Consider the following 13290-nt stretch of genomic DNA (forward strand, 5'->3'; position numbering starts at 1 on the left):
GTAGTACACGCGGTAAAATCGCATTTACCGCGTGATCTTTCCCAAGGGGGCGATGATGTCAGCGAATAAACTGGTGGTGCTGGGAAGTATTAATGCAGACCACATTCTCAATGTGAATGAATTTCCCCGCCCGGGTGAAACGATTACCGGCAAAGACTACCGAATTTCGTTTGGTGGTAAAGGCGCTAATCAGGCTGTAGCCGCAGGCCGCAGTGGTGCCAATATTACCTTTATTGCCTGTGTAGGTGATGATGATATCGGTAAGCAAGTGTGCCGACAGTTAACGCTGGATAATATTGATATCCAACCAATTGAGAGCATCAGCGGTACTAATACCGGTGTTGCTATGATTTTTGTTAACGGCAAAGGCGAAAACGTCATTGCTATTGATGCAGGTGCTAACGCAGCGGTTACTCCTGACTATCTGAATAAATACCGTCAGCAAGTTATTGATGCTGATGTGCTGCTAATGCAGTTGGAAACACCACTGGAAACCATTCTGGCAGCCGCCAAACTGGCGAAGCAGAACGATACACTGGTTGCTCTGAATCCGGCCCCTGCTCGTGAGCTGTCGGACGAACTGTTGGCTAATATCGACATTATTACTCCTAATGAAACAGAAGCGGAGCAACTAACGGGCATCACCATTGTTAACAGTGATGACGCCAATAAAGCTGCTGGTTTGTTACATGCGAAAGGCATCCGCACGGTGATTATCACCCTGGGTAGCCGTGGCGCCTGGGTAAGCATTGATGGCATTGGTAGCCTGATTGAAGGCTATAAAGTTGAACCCGTTGATACTATTGCAGCCGGTGATACTTTTAACGGCGCTTTGATTACCGCAATGCTTGAAGGTCAGGAACTGTATCAGGCGGTTAAGTTTGGTCATGCGGCGGCGGCAATAGCGGTAACGCGTCGGGGAGCTCAGCCTTCCGTGCCGTGGCGTAAAGAGATCGATGCTTTTTTAGCAACCAGACAGGGGTAATGTTTTGGCAACGATGAAAGATGTAGCCCGTCTGGCGGGAGTCTCAACCTCAACGGTGTCTCATGTGATTAATAATAATCGTTTCGTGAGCCAGCCCGTCAGGGATAAGATTCTTTCTGCTGTTGCTGAACTTAATTACTCACCTTCGGCGGTGGCTCGTAGCCTGAAGGCTAAAGAGACACGCACTATCGGTATGCTCCTGACCTCCAGTAATAACCCGTTCTATGCGGAAGTGGTCAGGGGAGTAGAAGAGAGCTGCTATGAGCGTGGCTACAGCCTGATATTGTGTAACACCGAAGGTAATACTGAACGAATGGGAAGTAGTCTGGAAACCCTGTTACAGCGTCGGGTTGATGGTCTGATTTTGATGTGCAATGACCGAAACCCGATTTCCGAAGTGCTGTTTTGTCATTATCCTAATTTACCCGTGGTGATGATGGACTGGGCACCGTTTAACGGCGTTTGCGATACTATTCAGGATAACTCATTGATCGGTGGCAAACTGGCGACAGAGTATCTTATCTCCCGAGGCTATCATCGTATTGCCTGCATTACCGGACCACAAGATAACACTCAGGCTCGTCGTCGTTTACAGGGTTATCAGCAGGCGATGGAAAATGCTGGATTGATTGCGCCAGAATCCTATCAGATATTTAGTAATTTTGAATTTTCCGGTGGTCTTGAGGCAATGCAGCAGCTACTAACGCTGCCTGAGCCACCAAAAGCTATTTTTACCTGCAATGATGCAATGGCAGTTGGTGTTTATCTGGCAATAAATCAGGCTGGATTAAAGGTGGGGCAAGATATTGCGGTTATTGGCTACGATGATATTGAACTGGCAAAGTTTATGTCACCGCCACTGACTACAATTCATCAGCCAACCGATGCATTGGGAAAGCTGGCCATCGACACATTACTGCAACGTTTAGAAAAGCAAATCACCGAACCCCGTACTCTTGAGCTAACTCCGGAATTAGTAGAACGCGATTCTGTTGACTCATGTTAAGTCAACCAATACCGTTTTTCGCAATATAACGGTATTGGTTGATACCATCGTTACTCATCAATCTGATAGCTGAAAACCGGCAAACCGATCTTGAACCAGATGGCTAACATTCTGAAGATAAAACCAAAAATCAGCGTAGCGATGACTGCAATATCCGCCATAATATTCAGATGAATCAGCCCGATATACAACATGGCTGAAGCAAAAGAGACACTGGCATACAGCTCTTTTTGAAAGACTAACGGGATACGGTTGCAGAAGATGTCCCGCAATACACCGCCAAACACCCCGGTAATTAATCCGGCAATGCCCGCTATCAGAACTGGCAGGTTCATGCTCATAGCAACCTGAGCACCAATGATAGAGAACACCACCAAACCTACGGCATCTAACACCAGAAAGAATTTTCTCAGGTAGATCATAATGCGTGAGGTAGCGACGGTCATTACCGATGCGGCAGCAACAATCAACACATATTCCGGATGAGCCACCCAACCTAAGGGATAGTGACCTAAAATAATATCCCGCACGGTTCCACCACCAATAGCGGTGACGGCAGAGATAATGATAACGCCAAAAATATCCATTTTACTTCTACCCGCAGCGAGCGCTCCTGTCATTGATTCTGCGGTGATACCGATGATGTATAGATAGAAAAGCATGATGCTTCTTATTTTGGTTATTGGGTGGGTTGGTATGCTTATTATTTCAGATTTTAATGGGGTTTTCAGCTGCTTTGTTGATTTTATTTTGGGGTAAAGTGCTGGCTTTTGTTGTGTTGGGAAGTAAGATGTTTGGTACAGAGTGTATTTCGTCTGTGTCCTCACTTAATTCTATGTACTCCGTACTTATTGAGTTTTGAGCAGGTTTCGTCCGCTAATGGTGTTGAGTCTGACTCAATTGTTGTGCGGCGGCCGAGCATAGGGCATTAAGGTGGATGCCCTATGCACCTCCGGCCTTCAATCAGGTTTACGTACCTGTATTTATTGAGTTTTGAGCAGGTTTCATCCGCAAATAGCGAAGTGTATGACTGAGCTATTGTGCGGCGGCCGAGCAGGAGGCGTTAAGGCGAACGCCTCCTGCACCTCCGCGCCTTCGCACACGAATCCAGGTCGCTACGCGACTTCCTTCCTCTTTCGTTCGGCCTTAACGCACCGGCACTGATTCGCTCCCGGCGAAGCAGTGCCTCGACCAACATCCCTGTTGGTCGTGCTGGCCTCTCTCAGTCGTCAGCTGAATTCCAGTGCTCCCTAAGGTCAGGGGATGGGTTAGTATTCAGGGGGGGCCCCCTGAATATGGGGATTTCGGTCTGGTTTGAATATCAGAGAATCATCATTAAGTTGATTAGAAAATCAGTTAATAAATGACTTTATTAGTGAAATAGGTTTTTGTCCCATTTTCTGGCTGTTGGCTGTTGGCTGTTGGCTGTTGGCTGTTGGCTGTTGGCTGTTGGCTGTTGGCTGTTGGCTGTTGGCTGTTGGCTGTTGGCTGTTGGCTGTTGGCTGTTGGCTGTTGGCTGTTGGCTGTTGGCTGTTGGCTGTTGGCTGTTGGCTGTTGGCTGTTGGCTGTTGGCTGTTGGCTGTTGGCTGTTGGCTGTTGGCTGTTGGCTGTTGGCTGTTGGCTGTTACTTTTTAATTCTGATCTTGGTTTTTGCTTTTCAACAAAGCCAATCAGAGGGAGAGATTTCCGTTGGGGTCGACTTGGCGTAAGCCAACGAAGGGCCCCTAGGGAATCTAGGCCCGATGCACTCCAAAGCTAAGTATAAGGCCCTTCCGGCCGTACACATCAGGTTATATAAGCACTTAGCTATTACGGCCGGAATATCCACAGTCGCTGATTTAAAAACTAAAACTCCCATCCCCATATACAAAAAGCGCCCCAACGGGGCGCTTCCTTACGTCTTAATATCTGATGCAATCACATCATCGGGCATGCTGCTTACAGCATAAACACCCCAATCACCGCAATCACACTCAGCGCACTCGCCAGACCGTAAAATACCAGCTTGCCCGCAGGCACATGCCACTTCAGGTCATGGGTCATATGGTGCATACGGTGTAAACCACACCATATCGGCAGGATTATCATCAGCAGCAAAAATACACGGCCAATAAATCCCTGACAGAACGCCAGAATACGCGGGTAACTCAGCGCCTCCGGTGCCCAGCCCATCGGAAGAATAATCGCCACCAGTAAAATAATCACCGGCGCAATAATCGCTCCCCACATACCGCCCGCACCAAACAGGCCCCAGAATACCGGCTCGTCAGAGCGCTTCGGATTTTGTTCAATCATGTCAGTCGACTCCTTAAATCAGTGCCACGGCCAGAATTATCAGGCTCGCCACAATCGTTACGCCCCAGAAGAACATCACAATCGGCTTCGCACTCAGCTTCTCTGTGCCTACCACAATGTTCGCCGCCTTCGGTGCAAGGTCAAACCAGGTCTTGGTATGAACCAGCGCCATTATCAGCGTGATGATATTTATTACCATCACCACCGGGTTGGCTAAAAAGCCCACAAAACCATACCAGCTCTCTGCACTGCCCAGCGCAAACACACCGTATATCAGCACCAGACTGAACCACACGGCAGGCACCGCCGTACTCTCACGGAACATGTAAAACTTATAAAACCCGAGTCGCTTCCACCAGTCAGCTTTCACCTCGCGGACATAGGGTTTACGTTTGGTCATCATAATAGTATCCCTCTCCCTTTATTGAGGTTTCAGCATGGCAATCATAAAGTCTTTCGAACTCTCCACTTTACCCTGCTGAATAGCCGCAGCCGGGTCAACGTGTTTCGGACAGACTTCAGAACAGTAACCGACAAAGGTACAACTCCATACGCCATTCTTGCCGTTAAGCTGTGGCATACGGGCCGCTTTACCCTTATCACGTGTATCCAGGTTGTAACGGTGTCCCAGCGTAATCACCGCCGGACCAATAAACTCCGGGTTCAGACCAAACTGAGGACAGGCGGCATAACACAGACCGCAGTTGATACAACCGGAAAACTGATGGTATTTCTCCATCTGTGCCGGCATCTGAATGGTCGGACCGTTCTCCGGCTTCAGACTGTCATTAATGATATAAGGCTTAATGGCTTCCAGACTCTCAATAAAGTGAGTCATGTCCACCACCAGGTCGCGCTCAATCGGGAAGTTACCCAGCGCTTCCACCTTAATACCGTCCGTGTAATCACGCAGGAAGGTTTTACAGGCCAGTTTAGGCACCTTGTTCACCATCATGCCGCATGAGCCACAAATCGCCATCCGGCAGGACCAGCGGTAAGACAGGTCCGGAGCCAGGTTGTCCTTAATATAGCCCAGCGCATCCAGCAATGAAGTGGACGCATCATAAGGCACATCATACGCCTCGAAGTGGGGTTCACTGTCGCGCTCCGGGTTATAGCGCATGACTTCAACTTTGAGGGTTTTCATCTCAGACATTCGCCTGCTCCTTCTTTAATGCCTCTTCTTTAGCCTGGGCTTCCGCCTCGGCACCGTATACACGTTTGGCCGGCGGGAGGGTGGTAATTTTCACATCACTGTACTCAATGCGCGGCGTGGTGCTGTCCGGGCTGTAGAACGCCAGTGAATGTTTCAGGAAGTTCACATCATCACGCTCGGTACAGCCGTCATCCAGACGCTGATGCGCGCCACGGGATTCACGACGTAACAGCGCAGAGTGAGCCATACAGTCAGCCACATCCAGACCATGACCCAGCTCAATGGTGTACAGCAGGTCAGTATTGAACACGCTGGTGCGGTCAGTAATGCTGACGCGCTTGAAGCGGTCTTTCAACTCAGCAATCTTGTCGACGGTCTTCTGCATCAGTTCTTCGGTACGGTAGATACCACAACCTTCTTCCATGCTCAGGCCCATCTCATCACGGATTTTCGACCAGTTCTCGGTGCCTTCCTGCTTAAGCAGGGCATGCAGACGGCCTTCGATATCCGCCACCTGGGCATCCAGCGCGCTGCCGTTAGCCGGCGCGGCAGATTTGGCACGCTCAATGGCATGCTCACCGGCCACGCGACCGAATACCACCAGCTCAGCCAGGGAGTTGGAGCCCAGACGGTTAGCACCATGCATACCGACAGAGGAACATTCGCCCACGGCAAACAGACCCGCCAGACGGGTTTCACACTGCTGGTTGGTTTCAATCCCACCCATGGTGTAGTGCGCGGTAGGACGAACCGGAATAGGCTCTTTCACCGGGTCCACGCCAACATAGGCTTTGGACAGTTCACAGATGAACGGCAGACGCTCAAGCAGTTTCTTCTCACCCAGGTGACGCAGGTCCAGATAGACCACATCGCCGCGCGGAGAAGGAATGGTACGACCGGCGCGCCATTCGTGCCAGAAAGCCTGGGAGACTTTGTCACGCGGACCCAGCTCCATGTATTTGTTTTCAGGTTTGCCCAGCGGGGTCTCAGGACCCATGCCGTAATCCTGCAGATAACGGTAACCGTCTTTGTTGACCAGAATACCGCCTTCACCACGACACCCTTCGGTCATCAGGATACCGGAGCCCGGCAGACCGGTCGGGTGATACTGAACAAATTCCATATCACGTAACGGAACGCCATGACGGAATGCCATGCCCATACCGTCACCGGTGACGATACCGCCGTTGGTGTTGTAACGGTAAACGCGTCCTGCGCCGCCGGTGGCCATGACCACGGCATTGGCACGGATTTGAATCAGGGAGCCTTCCATCATGTTCATGGCGACTAAACCGCGGACATGACCTTCGTCAGACAGCAGGTCGAGAACGAAGTGTTCATCAAAGCGCTTGATGTTAGGATACTTGAGTGAGGTCTGGAAAAGGGTGTGAAGCATATGGAAGCCGGTTTTATCGGCGGCAAACCAGGTACGCTCAACTTTCATGCCGCCGAAGCGACGGACGTTGACGGAGCCGTCTTCTTTACGGCTCCAGGGGCATCCCCACTGTTCCATCTGCACCATTTCGCGGGGGCTGTTTTCGACGAAGTACTGAACGACGTCCTGTTCACAGAGCCAGTCACCGCCGGCGACGGTATCATGGAAGTGGGACTCGAAGCTGTCTTCGGGCTTGATAACGGCAGCGGACCCGCCTTCGGCGGCCACGGTGTGGCTGCGCATGGGGTAGACTTTAGAAATCAGCGCAATGGTACTGTTGGGATTCGCTTCGGCAGCGGCAATGGCTGCACGAAGACCGCCACCACCTGCTCCGATGATAGCAATGTCTGCGTTAAAGGTTTGCACTGCATTCCTCCAAATGTTCCAGTTTAGTGGATGGGTTAAAGTTTTCTTATTGTGTGTGTAGCAACAGATTAATTATATGAACCGGCATATTATAGCCGAGCTGGCGAGCTTAATATGGCATTTGCATCACTCTTTTGTTGTATGAGTGACAAAATATTTGTGCATTTGCCATATTAAGTATGTGCTTTATTATTTTTATTGATTTAATTTCCAATGGGATATTTAGGTAGTTACCATAAACCTAATACTTTCCACCACATTGATCCCACCCCGATCCAGATAATTAAATTTACTACCGAGAACAAAAATCCTATTTTCCACCAGGTGCTAAGGTCAACATATCCGGCACCATAGTAGATAGGACCTGGTGCTCCGCTATAGTGTGTTATTGGCAAACAGATATTAGCCGTAAAAGCGAGTGCTAATGCTACAAGATAAGGTGGTGCACCAGCGGCAACCGCCACGGCAATAAATGCCGCATACATTGCGGAAATGTGCGCAGTCAGGCTGGCGAAAGCGTAGTGCGAATACATATAGATGATGACCAGTAAAAATAGCGTCATGATCCATGAATAGCCGCTCATAGAATGGCTGGCAGCATCGGCAAACCAGGGAATAAAGCCTTTTGCTGATAGCTGTGCCGCCAGCCCCACCAGACTGCCCATCCAGATTAAGGTGTCCCAGGCACCGGTTTCTTTGATCACATTGTCCCAGGTTAGTACCTGTGTCATTAGCAGAAAAGAAACTGCCAGCATGGCTACCGTTGTGGCGCTTAAACCATTCCAGCCAGAAGTACACCATAGAAAGAGGGATATTAAGAAAACCGCTGCCAGAATTTTTTCGTGAGTGGTGATGGCGCCCATCTTTTTAAGCTCTTCACTGGCTATTATTTTTGCCTGTGGGATCTTCTTCAATTCTGGTGGATAGACGAGGTACATCAGCCATGGAATGGTAATAAAGGCAATCATTCCCGGTACGCAGGCTGCCAGAGCCCAGGTCCCCCAGGTGATTTCTACGCCGATGGTTTTAGCGGCCAGCTCTACGATCATTGGGTTACCTGCCATGGCGGTCAGGAACATAGCGCAAACGACAGATTCAGTTTGATAAATAACCTGTAAGAAATAAGCACCGGCTTTACGACTGGTTGGTCCGGGTTCAGAATCCAGCGCAGAAGCAAGACTACGGGCTATTGGAAAGATGATTCCCCCGGCACGAGCGGCGCTGGATGGTGTTGCTGGTGCCAGAATCAGATCGCTTAATGCCAGTGCGTAGCCCACTTTTAAAGTGCTGTCACCGATGGCTCTGAGGATCATATAGGCAATACGGCGACCCAATCCGGTTTTGATAAATCCTCTGGCAAACAGAAACGCAGCCACAATTAGCCAAATGGCGCCAGAGCTAAAGCCTGATAAGGCTTCAGAGAGCTTTAACGTGTCGGTTAGTACAATCGCTGTGATACCGATAAAGGCAACCGCGCCAACAGGCACGGGTTGCAGAATGAATCCGATGATGATGGCAACCATTAAGGCAAACAGATGCCACGCCTGAGGTGTTAACCCTTCTGGTACCGGAATAAACCAGATAGCTATCCCAATCAGAATCGTCACCAGCCCTTTTATTAAATTATTGGACATATGACCTCCATGCAGGGGGTATTACTGGCCGGGCAGATAAAATAATTGTTTGAGCTTTCTTTATTTTTATCTCTTTGCTGGCGCAATAATAACCACCCCATTTATTGTTATTTTTGTACAGTCATTGATATCGGGTACCAATGACAGAAGCCGCAATTAGCTTTTGTTGCCATGCATTACTTCACTGCCGGACGTTTAGCCAACACGCGGTCAACAAAGGTGGTTGCAAGTCCGATGTAGTTATGTGGGTTCAGCATTTGTTTGATCTCATCAGTAGTGAAGTGCTGCATGACTTCAGGATGGGCGAGCAGGGCATCCTGCATGGCGATGTCTTTTTCGAAGGCATCCATACAGATGGTGTAGACAATTTCGTGGGCAGTTAAGCGGCCCATTTTAGCGCCCAGATGCATCATCACTGACTCTGACAGCATCAAACCTTTCAGGCAGCTAAGGTTTTTCTCCATTTTTTCCGGATAAACCATCAAGTTTTCCAGAATATCTACGCTTTTCTCTAATGCGGCATCCAGCAGGTGACAGGCTCTCTGTACGAAATCCCATTCGGCAATTTCACAGCTCCAGTCACGTTCGTTTTCACAGTTCATAGCTTCAACCGCTAATGGTGCCAGAGCGCGTACGCTGCGGGTCAGGGCGATGACGTTTTCACAAACTTGTGGGTTGCGCTTATGTGGCATGGTGCTGCTGCCAACTTTGCCCATAAAGAACGGCTCTTCCAGTTCGCCAATCTCAGTACGTTGTAAAGTGAGAACTTCACGGGTAACTTTACCGATTGTGCCGGCAACTAGCGCCAGTACGTTGATAAATTCGGCAATATTGTCTCGTGCTGAGTGCCATGCAATATCTGGCGCGTTTAGTTTTAGCTCTTTCATCATTAATTCTTGTACTTTGAGCCCCTCAGTTTCTAAAGAGGCTAAAGTGCCTACTGCGCCGGAGAATTGACCGACAAACAGACGTGGCGTGATCTCGTTCAGACGAGTAACGTGACGAGAGAACTCTGATGCCCACACAGCGGCTTTAAAGCCCATAGTAATTGGAAGTGCATGTTGTACGTGGGTGCGACCTGCCATCACCACATGCTTATATTTTTCCGCCAGTACATAGCAGGCCGATTCACACTGTTGCACTTTTTTTAGCAGTACCGCATGGGCCTCACGAATTTGCAGAACCAGGCCGGTATCCACGATATCCTGGCTGGTAGCTCCCCAGTGCACGAATTCCCCGGCGTTATTATCCAGTACGTTTTTAAACGCTTTTAGCAACGGAACGATAGTGATAGAGCTTTTATAGAATTCACCAATGGAAGGGATATCCAGCAAATCGGCATTGGCTTTACTGCAAATTTCTTTCATGGCTTCCTGTGGAATGATTCCCAGCGTGCCTTCGGCTTTTGCCAGTGCTGCTTCAGTATCCAGCCATTTCTGAACCAGATTCTTATCGCTAAAAATAGTGCGCATTTCTTGAGTGCTGAAAAGAGGGCCAAAAACCTGACTATCGATAACAGTAGAGTTCATGTTACATCTCCAGTTTAACGTTAAACTAAAAAGGGAAAAATAATCAGGAAGTGGGCCATCAGCATTTTTGAAGCTGGCTTATAGGGTTTAAGCCACCGCTGAGATACCTGTTCCTGAGTAGTTTGTTAAATTCACTTTAACGTTAAACTTGTGCGTAAATTATTTCCATACAAAAATTGTGGTTTGTGAGCTGAGTTACAAATAAAAATTTTTAATGTTATAAAACAATGTGTTGTAAAATGACTAAATTATACCTGTGATGGGTGAAGCGGCTAGCGTAATTCCGTATACTGTTTTCCCGGTTAAATATTGATGTTTGTTAAAGGTTGGACATGAGCGAAAAGCGTAGCAGTCGAATTACGGTAAAAGACATAGCAAAGATTGTCGGAGTATCGGCTACCGCTGTTTCAATGGCCTTAAATAATCGGGGGGCGTTGACTGATAGCCGTCGGGAAGAGATTAAAAGAGTCGCGGCGGAATTAGGTTATGTGCCGAATGCCGGGGCGCGTTCTTTACGCGGTAGCCACACACGCTCATTTGGTGTGGTGATTAACTATTTCAATAACCCATTTTTCCATGACTTTTTTATGGGTCTGGAAGATGTAACCAATAAGATCGATTTTTCTTACTGGGTATCTCAAACCTGGGACGATTTGGAGCAGGAGCAAAAGCAGGTAAGAAAACTGGCTCAGCTTGGTGTGGATGGGTTGATTGTACTTCCCTGTTCCAAAGAGATTTCCCATCTGACAGAGATGACTTCCCGCTTTAATATCCCTCTGGTGTTAATCAGTCACTCGTTGGAACAGCATTTTCCGGCGGTAGTGGCGGATAACATTGTCGGCGCCAGAATGGCAACGGAGCATTTGCTGTCGCTGAAAGACCGACCTGTATTACATATTGCCGGACCGGTGCAGGCTAAGTCGGGTATTCAGGAGCGATATCAGGGCTATTGCCAGGCAATGGCAGCGGCAGATCCTGAGTTTGATGCACAGCGTAGCGTGTTTTATGTTGAACGATTACGTGCTGAAGATGGCTATGAAATTATGTCGGAAATTTTGAAATATTATTCATTACCGCTGTCATTATTTGTCGTGAATGATGAAACTGCTTTAGGGGTGTTGAATTATTGCCATAATAATAACTTAAGGGTGCCTGAAGATATTTCAGTGGTTGGTTTTTCTGATATTGATTTATTAGAGAGTTTGAATATTTCTCTATCTACAGTGGCTATTCCCCGTCGTGAAATGGGACAATATGCGGCACATAAATTATTATCTAAAATAGATTTACCACATCAAAATAAACACAATTTAGGTGACAATGAAATAATAACAACCCTACCGGTATCATTGATTATCAGAGATTCTTCGCGTATCAGGTAATATTATTATTTGTGAAATGATTCCTATTTGTAAATTAATTATTTAATTGATTTTAAAGTATATTTATATTTTGTTACTTATTGTTTTTTCCTATTCTGACCCCTCCTGATCAATATCAAAAATTTTGAATATCGTCCTGAGTATAATCAAATATGGTTATATAAAATAAGCTAATGTTACCAATTATTAATTCATTGTTAATTTTATGTTCATGGCATGCATTTGCTGAATCGTTTTTAGTCACATATCAATGAAAAATTGGACCTATGTTCCATGGTGTTTGATAAAGATCAAACGAGGTTTGTTTCATAGGCCTAACATTTGTCCACTAAATTCGTATAAATGAACAATGTCGTTAGTCACCGTAAAGGAATAATTATAATGATAGAAGACAACCCTCTTCTTCCTTCCCACGGTATTAATCGCCGTGATTTTATGAAGCTGTGTACTGCGCTGGCTGCCACTATGGGCCTGAGCGCAAATGCAGCAGCTGAAATTGCGGAATCGGTTAGTAACCCTCAACGTCCGCCGGTTATCTGGATCGGGGCGCAAGAGTGTACGGGATGTACGGAATCGTTGCTGCGTGCGACTCACCCAACCGTTGAGAACCTGATACTGGAAACCATTTCACTTGAGTACCATGAAGTGCTTTCTGCTGCTTTCGGTCATCAGGTTGAAGAAAACAAGCACAATGCCATTGAGAAATACAAAGGGCAGTATGTACTGGTCGTTGATGGTTCGATCCCATTAAAAGATAACGGCATCTACTGTATGGTGGCGGGTGAACCAATTATCGATCATATTCGTAAAGCGGCTGAACATGCTGCGGCGATTATCGCGATTGGTTCATGTGCGGCATGGGGTGGTGTAGCGGCTGCGGGTGTTAACCCGACCGGCGCTGTTGGCCTGCAGGAAATTCTTCCTGGTAAAACGGTAATTAATATTCCTGGTTGCCCACCAAATCCACATAACTTCCTGGCAACCGTTGCTCACATTATTACTTTCGGTAAAGCGCCTAAACTGGACGCTAAAAACCGCCCTACCTTTGTTTATGGTCGTTTGATTCACGAACACTGCGAACGTCGTCCACATTTCGATGCTGGTCGCTTTGCGAAAGAGTTTGGTGATGATGGCCACCGTGAAGGTTGGTGTTTATACCATTTAGGCTGTAAAGGCCCTGAGACTTACGGTAACTGCTCAACGCTACAATTCTGTGACGTTGGTGGTGTATGGCCTGTTGCTATTGGTCACCCTTGCTATGGCTGTAACGAAGAAGGGGTTGGCTTCCATAAAGGTATCCACCAACTGGCCAGCGTTGAAAACCCAACGCCGCGTTATGCGAAGCCAGATGTTGATAACCGGGAAGGTGGAAGTGTTTCACCAACGGCTGTTGGCCTGATTGGCGGTATAGCTGGTCTGGTTGCCGGGGTAAGCGTGATGGCGGTTCGTGAACTTGGACGTCAGCAAAAGAAAGACGATACTGACTCACGGGGAGAATAACC

At 47.8% G+C, this 13290-nt stretch carries 12 protein-coding genes; 5 read left to right on the forward strand and 7 right to left on the reverse strand.

Annotated features, from left to right (window positions below; all coding sequences use genetic code 11):
• The first annotated feature begins 55 nt into the window (after nt 1-55).
• Entirely contained in the window at nt 56-985 is a 930-nt protein-coding gene (gene rbsK, locus GOL65_RS20425; RefSeq protein WP_140921246.1) for a ribokinase, read from the forward strand.
• A 4-nt stretch (nt 986-989) separates the two neighbouring features.
• Entirely contained in the window at nt 990-1991 is a 1002-nt protein-coding gene (rbsR, locus tag GOL65_RS20430; protein ID WP_140921245.1) for a ribose operon transcriptional repressor RbsR, read from the forward strand.
• A 50-nt stretch (nt 1992-2041) separates the two neighbouring features.
• Here the strand turns inward: rbsR and GOL65_RS20435 are convergent, their stop codons facing one another.
• Nucleotides 2042-2656 (reverse strand): trimeric intracellular cation channel family protein, encoded by a 615-nt coding sequence (locus GOL65_RS20435; RefSeq protein ID WP_179038556.1) that lies wholly within the window; start codon nt 2654-2656, stop codon nt 2042-2044.
• A 723-nt stretch (nt 2657-3379) separates the two neighbouring features.
• Here GOL65_RS20435 and GOL65_RS20440 point away from each other — a divergent pair.
• Nucleotides 3380-3700: a hypothetical protein gene (locus GOL65_RS20440; RefSeq protein WP_179038517.1), complete on the forward strand. Its 321-nt coding sequence runs from the start codon at nt 3380-3382 to the stop codon at nt 3698-3700.
• A 229-nt stretch (nt 3701-3929) separates the two neighbouring features.
• Here GOL65_RS20440 and frdD read toward each other — a convergent pair whose 3' ends face one another.
• The 6 genes from frdD to purB form a co-directional block, all read right to left on the reverse strand.
• A complete protein-coding gene (frdD, locus tag GOL65_RS20445) occupies nt 3930-4286 on the reverse strand; it encodes a fumarate reductase subunit FrdD (protein WP_179038312.1) in 357 nt (118 codons plus the stop codon).
• 13 nt (nt 4287-4299) lie between these two features.
• Nucleotides 4300-4689: a fumarate reductase subunit FrdC gene (gene frdC / locus GOL65_RS20450; RefSeq protein ID WP_140921527.1), complete on the reverse strand. Its 390-nt coding sequence runs from the start codon at nt 4687-4689 to the stop codon at nt 4300-4302.
• Between the two features lie 18 nt (nt 4690-4707).
• Nucleotides 4708-5442, reverse strand: a complete 735-nt coding sequence (locus GOL65_RS20455; RefSeq protein ID WP_140921526.1) for a succinate dehydrogenase/fumarate reductase iron-sulfur subunit — start codon at nt 5440-5442, stop codon at nt 4708-4710.
• Nucleotides 5435-7243: a fumarate reductase (quinol) flavoprotein subunit gene (gene frdA / locus GOL65_RS20460; RefSeq protein WP_140921525.1), complete on the reverse strand. Its 1809-nt coding sequence runs from the start codon at nt 7241-7243 to the stop codon at nt 5435-5437. The genes GOL65_RS20455 and frdA overlap by 8 nt, the downstream gene beginning before the upstream one ends.
• Nucleotides 7244-7473: 230 nt before the next feature.
• Nucleotides 7474-8877, reverse strand: coding sequence for an anion permease (locus GOL65_RS20465; RefSeq protein ID WP_140921425.1), 1404 nt, complete (start codon nt 8875-8877; stop codon nt 7474-7476).
• Nucleotides 8878-9053: 176 nt separating this feature from the next.
• Entirely contained in the window at nt 9054-10406 is a 1353-nt protein-coding gene (purB, locus tag GOL65_RS20470; RefSeq protein WP_140921426.1) for an adenylosuccinate lyase, read from the reverse strand.
• Between the two features lie 332 nt (nt 10407-10738).
• Between purB and GOL65_RS20475 the strand changes: the two genes are divergently transcribed.
• Complete coding sequence (locus GOL65_RS20475) at nt 10739-11788, forward strand: LacI family DNA-binding transcriptional regulator (RefSeq protein ID WP_140921427.1); 1050 nt, start codon at nt 10739-10741, stop codon at nt 11786-11788.
• Nucleotides 11789-12169: 381 nt separating this feature from the next.
• A complete protein-coding gene (gene hybO / locus GOL65_RS20480) occupies nt 12170-13288 on the forward strand; it encodes a hydrogenase 2 small subunit (protein ID WP_140921428.1) in 1119 nt (372 codons plus the stop codon).
• Nucleotides 13289-13290: the final 2 nt, after the last annotated feature.

It is taken from the genome of Limnobaculum xujianqingii, from assembly GCF_013394855.1.
Lineage (GTDB): Bacteria > Pseudomonadota > Gammaproteobacteria > Enterobacterales > Enterobacteriaceae > Limnobaculum > Limnobaculum xujianqingii.

What these genes read in the sequence shown, in the direction of transcription:
- rbsK (WP_140921246.1), top strand. Translation starts at nt 56, where the DNA reads ATGTCAGCGAATAAACTGGTGGTGCTGGGAAGTATTAATGCAGACCAC.
- GOL65_RS20465 (WP_140921425.1), bottom strand. Translation starts at nt 8,877, where the DNA reads ATGTCCAATAATTTAATAAAAGGGCTGGTGACGATTCTGATTGGGATA.
- hybO (WP_140921428.1), top strand. Translation starts at nt 12,170, where the DNA reads ATGATAGAAGACAACCCTCTTCTTCCTTCCCACGGTATTAATCGCCGT.
- GOL65_RS20475 (WP_140921427.1), top strand. Translation starts at nt 10,739, where the DNA reads ATGAGCGAAAAGCGTAGCAGTCGAATTACGGTAAAAGACATAGCAAAG.
- GOL65_RS20455 (WP_140921526.1), bottom strand. Translation starts at nt 5,442, where the DNA reads ATGTCTGAGATGAAAACCCTCAAAGTTGAAGTCATGCGCTATAACCCG.
- purB (WP_140921426.1), bottom strand. Translation starts at nt 10,406, where the DNA reads ATGAACTCTACTGTTATCGATAGTCAGGTTTTTGGCCCTCTTTTCAGC.
- frdD (WP_179038312.1), bottom strand. Translation starts at nt 4,286, where the DNA reads ATGATTGAACAAAATCCGAAGCGCTCTGACGAGCCGGTATTCTGGGGC.
- frdC (WP_140921527.1), bottom strand. Translation starts at nt 4,689, where the DNA reads ATGATGACCAAACGTAAACCCTATGTCCGCGAGGTGAAAGCTGACTGG.